Raw genomic sequence first — 8,248 nt, 5'->3', positions numbered from 1 at the left:
CCCGGCGGCCTCCGGGGGCCCCGCCCGCCGGAACCCCGCCGCCGCCCGCAACCGCCGGCCGACGCCGTGAACCCTCGCCCGACGACGTGACCCCGCGGCCGGCGACGTGACCCCGCGGCCGGCGACGTAACCCCTCGCCCGGTCCGGGGCCCTCGCCCGGTCCCGTAGCCCCCTCGTCGCCCCCGGGCCCGCCCAGGGGCGCCGGTCGCCGCCCGCCGGTCTCGGCTACGTCCCCGCGCGCGCGGCCATCGCCGCCCCCACGATGCCCGCGTCGTTGCGCAGTTCGGCGGGGACGATCTCGGCGCGGATGCCGTCGAGGTAGGGCAGGAACTTGTCGGCCTTGCGGCTGACTCCGCCGCCGAGGATGAACAGCTCCGGGGAGAAGAGCATCTCCACGTGGGCGAGGTACTTCCGCAGGCGCTTGGTGGCCCAGTGCTCCCAGGTCAGCTCCTCGTCCTCACGGGCCTTGGAGGAGGCGCGCTTCTCGGCGTCGTGGCCCTTGAGCTCCAGGTGGCCCAGCTCCGTGTTGGGGACCAGGCGGCCGTCGGTGAAGACGGCGGAGCCGATGCCGGTGCCGAGGGTCAGCAGGATCACCGTGCCGGTGCGGCCGCGGCCCGCGCCGAAGGTCATCTCGGCGACGCCGGCCGCGTCGGCGTCGTTCAGGACGGTGACCGGGAGCCCGCCGACGGCCTCGCCGATGAGCGCGCCGGCGTCGGTGCCGATCCAGGACGCGTCGACGTTGGCGGCGGTACGGACCGTGCTGCCGGTGACGACGCCGGGGAAGGTGACCCCGATGGGACCGGTCCAGCCGAAGTGCGCCACGACCTCCGCGACGCGGCCCGCGACGTCCTGGGGCGTCGCGGGCTGCGGGGTGAGGATCTTGTGGCGCTCCTCGGTGAGCGCGCCGCGCTTCAGGTCCACAGGGGCACCCTTGATGCCCGAGCCGCCGATGTCCACTCCGAAGACGTTCATGGACTCAAGCTAACCGGGCGGGCCGGGTCCTACTCCTTGACGAGCTCGGCGGCCTCGGCGCGCAGGTCGCGGCGGAGCTCCTTCGGGAGCGAGAAGGTGAGGGTCTCGTCGGCGGTCTTCACGAGCTCCACGTCGAGGTAGCCGCGCTGCGCCAGCCACTCCAGGACCTCCTGGACCAGCACGTCGGGGACGGAGGCGCCGGAGGAGAGGCCGACCGAGGTGACGCCCTCCAGCCAGCTCTCGTCGATCTCGCTCGCGAAGTCGACCAGGTACGCGGCCGGGACGCCGGCCTGCTTGGCGACCTCGACCATGCGGATCGAGTTCGAGGAGTTCTTGGAGCCGACGACGATGACGAGCTCGGCCTGGCCGGCCAGCTCCTTGATCGCGATCTGGCGGTTCTGCGTGGCGTAGCAGATGTCGTCCGACGGCGGGGAGATCAGCTGCGGGAACTTGGTCTTGAGCGCGTCGACCGTCTCCATGGTCTCGTCGACCGAGAGCGTGGTCTGGGAGAGCCAGACGACCCGGGAGGGGTCGCGGACCTCGACCTTGGCGACGTCCTCGGGGCCGTCGACGAGCTGGATGTGGTCGGGGGCCTCGCCGGAGGTGCCGATGACCTCCTCGTGGCCCTCGTGGCCGATCAGGAGGATGTCGAAGTCCTCCTTGGCGTACCGGACGGCCTCCTTGTGGACCTTGGTGACCAGCGGGCAGGTCGCGTCGATCGTCGCGAGCCGGCCCTGGCGGGCCTCCTCGTGGACGGTCGGGGCGACGCCGTGCGCGGAGAACATCACGATGTTGCCCGGCGGGACCTCGGTGGCCTGGTCGACGAAGATCGCGCCCTTCCGCTCCAGCGTCTGGACGACGTACTTGTTGTGCACGATCTCGTGGCGGACGTAGACCGGGGCCCCGTACTGCTCCAGGGCCTTCTCCACGGCGATCACGGCACGGTCCACGCCCGCGCAGTAGCCGCGGGGAGCGGCGAGCAGGACACGCTTCGGGCGGTCGGTCGCGCTCCGGTCCGCGGGGGCGGGCTCGGGCGTCGGCGCGGGCGTTGCAGTCATGCGTCCCATCGTAAGGCCGCGTCGGTGAGCGGTTGGAGCGCGACCGTGGCCGAAACTGGCGCCATGGCTGAGAAAGCGCAGGTGGACGGGGAGACGGCGGGGCCGTCCGACCACTCGGGGCTCCGGCGGACGCTCGGGTTCCGCGACCTGGTCGTGTACGGACTGCTGTTCATCGCCCCCATGGCCCCGGTCGGCGTCTTCGGGACGCTCGACGCGAAGTCCGGCGGCGCGGTCGCACTCGTGTACGTCGTGGCGACGGTGGCCATGGCGTTCACGGCCTTCAGCTACGCGCAGATGGTCCGGGTCGCCCCGCAGGCCGGCTCGGTCTTCGCCTACGCCCGCAAGGGGCTCGGCGAGGGGGCGGGCTTCGTCGCCGGCTGGATGGCGATGCTCGACTACCTGCTGATCCCGGCCGTCGCCTACCTCTTCGCGGGGATCGCGATGGAGGCGCTGGTGCCCGAGGTGCACCGGTGGGTGTGGACGGGGATCGCGGTGGTGGTGACCACCCTGCTCAACCTGTGGGGCGTGCGGGCCGCCGCCCGGGTCGGCTTCGCGGTCCTCGCGATGGAGATCGTGGTGCTGCTGGTCTTCGTGGTGTCGGCGGTGGTGGAGCTCGTACGCGACGGGGCGCAGCGCGACTGGTGGTCGCCGCTCACCGGCGACGGGACCTTCTCGCTCGCGGCGGTGGTCGGCGCGGTGTCGGTGGCGGTCCTGTCGTACCTCGGCTTCGACGCGATCGCGGCCTTCGCGGAGGAGGTCACCGGCGGCTCGGCGAAGGTGGCGCGGGCGCTCCTCTTCTGCCTGGTGCTCGCGGGCGCCCTCTTCATCGCCCAGACCTGGCTGGTCGCGCTGCTCGAACCGCTCTCCTCGGCGGAGCTGGCGGCCGACCCGGCGAAGCAGGGCTCCGCCTTCTACGACGCCGTGGACAGCTCGGTGGGCGGCTGGCTGCACGACCTGGTGGCCGTGTCCAAGGCGATCGGAGCGGCCTTCGCGGCGCTGGCCGGGCAGGCGGCCGGCGGGCGGCTGCTCTTCGCGATGGGCCGCGAGGGACGGCTGCCGCACGCGCTGGCGCGGACCGACTCGGGGGTGCCCCGGGTGGCGCTGCTGGTGTCGGCGACGGTGACGATGGTCGCGGCGCTGTGGGCGGCCGGGCGCGACGACGGCCTGGACCACCTGGTGTCGGTCGTCGACGTCGGCGCCCTGACCGCCTTCGTCCTGCTGCACGCGAGCGTCATCGGCTGGTTCGCCGTCCGGCGCGCGGAGGGCCCGCCGCACTGGCTGCGGCACGTGGTCCTGCCGCTCGTCGGCGCGATCATCCTGATCGCGGTGATCGTGGAGGCGTCGGTGGCGGCCCAGGTGGTCGGCGTCGTCTGGCTGGGCGTGGGGCTGGTCGTGCTCGGCGTGCAGGGAGCGGGGCGGGGGCCGGCCGGGGGCCGGTGAGGCGTCGTCGCCGCCCACGCGGCGATGACGTTGTCGGAGTGCGCGGTTACGCTCGGTGCATGGGTATGACTACGTCCGCCGAAGCGCCGCTTCCCGTCGGTGAGGTCTCCCGGATGATCGGGGGGTGGATCGACCGGCTGGGGGCGATCTGGGTCGAGGGGCAGATCACGCAGCTCTCGCGGCGCCCCGGGGCCGGGGTCGTCTTCCTGACGCTGCGGGACCCCTCGTACGACATCTCCATCGGGGTGACCTGCTACCGGCAGGTCTTCGACGCGGTGGCCGACGTCGTCTCCGAGGGCGCGCGGGTCGTCGTGCACGCGAAGCCGGAGTGGTACGCGCCGCGCGGGCAGCTGTCGCTGCGGGCGGTGGAGATCAAGCCGGTCGGGATCGGCGAGCTGCTGGCCCGGCTGGAGCAGCTCAAGCGGGGGCTCGCCGCCGAGGGGCTGTTCGCGCTCGACCGGAAGAAGCCGCTGCCGTTCCTGCCGCAGCTGATCGGCCTGGTCTGCGGCCGGGCCTCGGCGGCCGAGCGGGACGTGCTGGAGAACGCGCGGCGGAGATGGCCCGCCGTCCGCTTCGAGGTGCGGAACGTCCCGGTGCAGGGCGTGAAGGCCGTGCCGCAGGTGATCCAGGCGGTCCGGGAGCTCGACGCGCACGAGGACGTCGACGTGATCGTGGTGGCCCGGGGCGGCGGCAGCGTCGAGGACCTGCTGCCCTTCTCGGACGAGCAGCTGGTCCGCGCGGTCGCCGCGTGCCGGACGCCGGTGGTGTCCGCGATCGGGCACGAGCCCGACACCCCGCTGCTCGATCTGGTGGCGGACCTGCGGGCGTCCACGCCGACCGACGCCGCGAAGAAGGTCGTCCCGGACGTCGGCGAGGAGCTGGAGCGGGTACGGCAGCTGCGGGACCGGGCGCTGCGCACGGTCCGGGGGCTGCTGGAGCGCGAGGAGCGGGGGCTGGCGCAGGCGCTGTCCCGGCCGGTCATGGAGCACCCGCAGCGGATGGTGGAGGTCAGGGAGGACGAGCTGGACGCGCTCCTGGCGCGCGGCCGGCGGGTGTTCGGGCACCTCCTGGACCGGGCGGAGTCGGAGCTGGCGCACACCCGGGCGCGGGTCCGGGCGCTCTCCCCCGCGGCCACCCTGGAGCGCGGGTACGCGGTGCTCCAGCGGGCGGACGGCGCGGTGGTCCGCGCGGAGGCGGACGTCGCGGAGGGCGAGGAGCTGCGGGCCCGGGTGGCCGAGGGCGAGTTCACGGTGCGCCGGGCGTGAGAGCGTCCGGGGCGGGACCACGAGGGTCGACGAGAGGCACGGAGGACGGAGCGGAGATGGCAAGCGGTACGGAGACGGCGGCGCCCGGTTACGAGCAGGCGCGCGACGAGCTGATCGAGGTCGTCCGGCGCCTGGAGGCGGGCGGCACCACCCTGGAGGAGTCGCTGGCGCTCTGGGAGCGCGGTGAGGAGCTGGCGAAGGTCTGCCGGCACTGGCTGGAGGGCGCCCGCGCCCGGCTCGACGCCTCGCTGGCGGCCGGGCGCGGGGAAGAGGACGGGGAGGGCGACGGGGCGGAGTAGCGGGGCCCGACCGGGAAGGGTCGGGGGCGCGGCGGGGACCGGTGGCGGTCCCGCTAGACTGGCACGAGTGAAGCGGATCACTATCCGGATCAGATAGTTGAACTTTCACCAATCTTGGGCGTACTGTCGAGACATCGCCCGGATTCCCCGCCGGGCGGTCCCCTTGCAGTCCGGAAGGTACGCAGCATGTCCCTCGTTCTCGACCCCGCCGCCCAGGACCTCCTCTTCCGCGAGGCCCGCACCGCCAACACGTTCACCGACGAGCCGGTGACCGACGAGCAGGTCCAGGCGATCTACGACCTGGTGAAGTACGGCCCCACCGCCTTCAACCAGAGCCCGCTGCGCATCACCCTGGTCCGCTCCGAGGAGGCCCGCGAGCGCCTCGTCGGCCACATGGCCGAGGGCAACCAGGCCAAGACCCGCACCGCGCCGCTCGTCGCGATCCTCTCCGCCGACAACGAGTTCCACGAGGAGCTCCCGGCGCTGCTCCCGCACTTCCCGCAGGCCAAGGACATGTTCTTCGCCGAGCGCCCGGTCCGCGAGGGCTCGGCCCTGCTGAACGCCGCCCTCCAGGCCGCCTACTTCATCGTCGGCGTCCGCGCCGCCGGCCTGGCCGCCGGCCCGATGACCGGCCTCGACTTCGCCGGCCTCCAGAAGGAGTTCCTGGACGCCGACCACACCCCGCTGATGGTCGTCAACATCGGCAAGCCGGGCGAGGACGCCTGGTTCCCGCGCTCCCCGCGTCTGGCCTTCGACGACGTCATCACGACCGTCTGAGCCCGATCACGCACGACGAAGCCCCCGGTGCACGGCACCGGGGGCTTCGTCGTGTCCTGGTCCGGGGGCTTCCTCGTGCCCGGCCCCCGAGGGGGAACGGACCGCGCCGCGGGAGGGGATCAGACCGGCTTCGACGTCAGCGCGCCCGCCATCTCGGCGAGGGTCTCGAAGGACGCCGTACCGGTGACGACCGTGGTCGCCCCGTCCTGGGTGCGCACCAGGGCGTCGTACTTGGGGCCCTCCCAGCGCTGCCACTCCCGGCCGGCCACCGTCTGCGTCTTCCCGGTGTTCTTGGCCGCGTGAGTGATCTTGGGCACGAACTTCTTCGGCTCCGCCGTCGACTGGTTCACCGAGACGTACTGGGTGTCCGGGGAGAGGAAGCCGAGCTGCCAGGCGTTGGCCTGCTCGCGCTTGTACGAGACCACCGTCGCCTTCCAGCCGTCGCCCAGGCCCTCGGGGGCGAGCACCGGATAGGGCGCCGCGCGCTGGGCCGTGACCAGCTCGACCCGGTAGTCCTTGGCCTTCACCGGCTCCGCGTCCTCGTCGTGCGGGATGAAGAGATACATGACCCCCGCGGCGACCATGATCACCCCGAGGGACTGGAACATCCCGCGTACCGTCTGCCTGCCTCGCTTAGCTGCCACGCCCCATATGGTCGCATCACGGTCCGGCGCTCATACGTGGGCCCCTCTGCTCAATTTGTCGACCTGGCGATAGAGTCACAGCACCCTCCTTTTTCCGGCCGTCGTCGTACAGAAAGGTGCGCTCCGATGACCGAGCATCACCTCCCCCCCGAGCTTGAGGTCTCTCCCGAGGCCCCCGACCGCAACCTCGCCCTCGAACTGGTCCGGGTGACCGAGGCCGCCGCCATGGCCGCCGGCCGCTGGGTCGGCCGCGGCGACAAGATCGGCGCGGACGGCGCCGCGGTCAACGCGATGCGGACCCTGATCTCGACCGTCTCGATGAACGGCGTCGTCGTCATCGGCGAGGGCGAGAAGGACGAAGCGCCGATGCTCTTCAACGGCGAGCGGGTCGGCGACGGCACCGGCGCCGAGGTCGACATCGCCGTGGACCCGATCGACGGCACCACCCTGAACGCCAAGGGCATGCCGAACGCGATCGCCGTGCTCGCCGCCGCCGACCGCGGCTCCATGTTCGACCCGTCCGCGGTCTTCTACATGGACAAGCTGGTCACCGGCCCCGAGGCCGCCGACTTCGTCGACATCAACGCCCCCGTCTCGGTCAACATCCGCCGGGTCGCCAAGGCCAAGGGCATGAACGCCGAGGACGTCACCGTGGTCATCCTCGACCGCCCGCGTCACGAGGCCATGGTCAAGGAGATCCGCGAGACCGGCGCCCGGATCAAGTTCATCTCCGACGGCGACGTGGCCGGCTCGATCATGGCCGCCCGCGAGGGCACCGGCGTCGACCTGCTCATGGGCATCGGCGGCACGCCCGAGGGCATCATCTCGGCCTGCGCCATCAAGTGCCTGGGCGGCGTCATCCAGGGCAAGCTGTGGCCGAAGGACGAGGCGGAGCGCCAGAAGGCCCTCGACGCGGGCCACGACCTGGACCGGGTCCTCACCACGACCGACCTGGTCGGCGGCGACAACGTCTTCTTCGTCGCCACCGGCATCACCGACGGCGAGCTGCTGCGCGGGGTGCGCTACCGCTCCGAGACCGCGACCACCCAGTCGCTGGTCATGCGCTCGAAGTCCGGCACGATCCGGCAGATCGACTCCACCCACCGGCTCGCGAAGCTGCGCGCCTACAGCCAGATCGACTTCGACCGGGCCAACTGACACCGGCACCGGCCGGACCGACGACGGCAGCGAGAAGGGGCGCCCCCGTGCGGTGGGGGCGCCCCTTTCCCGTTCCCGTACGGGGCCACCGGGCGGGACCGACGAGCGGGGTGCGTACGCGAGACCCGGTGTACGCGGCCCGGGCGGGCTACCGGAGTACGCGAACCGGTTCGGGGGCCGCAGTACGCGAACCGGTTCGGAGGCCGCAGTACGCGACCCGGGGTGCGCGACCGGGGACGGGCGGCCGGGGTGGGAGCGGTGGTCAGCCGGCCTGGGCGACGCGCTCGGCCGCGGCGGCCTTGCGGAGCTCGACCTCGCGGCGCCGGCGGCGGGCCAGCACCACGCGGCGCTCGGCGGCGGTGAGGCCGCCCCAGACGCCGTACGGCTCGGGCTGGAGCAGCGCGTGCTCGCGGCAGTCGACCATGACGGGGCAGCGGGCGCAGACCCGCTTGGCCGCCTCCTCGCGGGCCAGCCGGGCGGCGGTCGGCTCCTTGGAGGGGGCGAAGAAGAGTCCTGCCTCGTCCCGGCGGCACACCGCCTCCGCGTGCCAGGGGCCGTCCTCGTCCACCCGCGCGGGAGCGCGCTGGGGCGGCACGGGGGCTACCTGGAGGGGCTGATGCGGCAGATGCAGCACG

At 73.0% G+C, this 8,248-nt stretch carries 9 protein-coding genes; 5 read left to right on the top strand and 4 right to left on the bottom strand.

The window, feature by feature from the left end:
* Nucleotides 1–225 precede the first annotated feature (225 nt).
* Together ppgK and IE321_RS29525 are read right to left on the bottom strand one after the other, a co-directional pair.
* Nucleotides 226–972 (bottom strand): polyphosphate--glucose phosphotransferase, encoded by a 747-nt coding sequence (gene ppgK, locus IE321_RS29530; protein WP_043228405.1) that lies wholly within the window; start codon nucleotides 970–972, stop codon nucleotides 226–228.
* A 29-nt stretch (nucleotides 973–1,001) separates the two neighbouring features.
* Nucleotides 1,002–2,039, bottom strand: a complete 1,038-nt coding sequence (locus IE321_RS29525; RefSeq protein WP_370531575.1) for a 4-hydroxy-3-methylbut-2-enyl diphosphate reductase — start codon at nucleotides 2,037–2,039, stop codon at nucleotides 1,002–1,004.
* A 54-nt stretch (nucleotides 2,040–2,093) separates the two neighbouring features.
* On the opposite strand from IE321_RS29525, the gene IE321_RS29520 reads away from it, so the two are divergent.
* The 4 genes from IE321_RS29520 (at nucleotide 2,094) to IE321_RS29505 (ending at nucleotide 5,811) form a co-directional block, all read left to right on the top strand.
* Nucleotides 2,094–3,470, top strand: a complete 1,377-nt coding sequence (locus tag IE321_RS29520) for an APC family permease (protein ID WP_043228404.1) — start codon at nucleotides 2,094–2,096, stop codon at nucleotides 3,468–3,470.
* Between the two features lie 59 nt (nucleotides 3,471–3,529).
* The gene (gene xseA, locus IE321_RS29515) at nucleotides 3,530–4,735 is read left to right on the top strand and encodes an exodeoxyribonuclease VII large subunit (RefSeq protein WP_043228402.1); all 1,206 of its coding nucleotides are present in this window, start codon (nucleotides 3,530–3,532) and stop codon (nucleotides 4,733–4,735) included.
* Between the two features lie 56 nt (nucleotides 4,736–4,791).
* Nucleotides 4,792–5,034, top strand: coding sequence for an exodeoxyribonuclease VII small subunit (locus IE321_RS29510; RefSeq protein WP_043228400.1), 243 nt, complete (start codon nucleotides 4,792–4,794; stop codon nucleotides 5,032–5,034).
* Between the two features lie 186 nt (nucleotides 5,035–5,220).
* The gene (locus IE321_RS29505) at nucleotides 5,221–5,811 is read left to right on the top strand and encodes a malonic semialdehyde reductase (RefSeq protein WP_043228398.1); all 591 of its coding nucleotides are present in this window, start codon (nucleotides 5,221–5,223) and stop codon (nucleotides 5,809–5,811) included.
* A gap of 119 nt (nucleotides 5,812–5,930) precedes the next feature.
* On the opposite strand, the gene IE321_RS29500 is transcribed toward IE321_RS29505, so the two are convergent.
* The gene (locus tag IE321_RS29500) at nucleotides 5,931–6,455 is read right to left on the bottom strand and encodes a DUF4245 domain-containing protein (protein ID WP_043228396.1); all 525 of its coding nucleotides are present in this window, start codon (nucleotides 6,453–6,455) and stop codon (nucleotides 5,931–5,933) included.
* Nucleotides 6,456–6,581: 126 nt separating this feature from the next.
* Here IE321_RS29500 and glpX point away from each other — a divergent pair, with 126 nt between their 5' ends.
* Nucleotides 6,582–7,613, top strand: coding sequence for a class II fructose-bisphosphatase (gene glpX, locus IE321_RS29495; protein WP_190225148.1), 1,032 nt, complete (start codon nucleotides 6,582–6,584; stop codon nucleotides 7,611–7,613).
* Nucleotides 7,614–7,875: 262 nt separating this feature from the next.
* On the opposite strand, the gene IE321_RS29490 is transcribed toward glpX, so the two are convergent.
* Nucleotides 7,876–8,247 carry a WhiB family transcriptional regulator gene (locus IE321_RS29490; RefSeq protein WP_043228391.1) on the bottom strand — a complete coding sequence of 124 codons (372 nt, stop codon included), beginning with the start codon at nucleotides 8,245–8,247 and terminating at the stop codon, nucleotides 7,876–7,878.
* Nucleotide 8,248: the final 1 nt, after the last annotated feature.

It is taken from the genome of Streptomyces hydrogenans, from assembly GCF_014656075.1.
Classification (GTDB): Bacteria; Actinomycetota; Actinomycetes; order Streptomycetales; family Streptomycetaceae; genus Streptomyces; species Streptomyces hydrogenans.
Note: the sequence above shows the minus strand (reverse complement) of the source record. Positions and strands in the feature narration are given on the sequence as shown.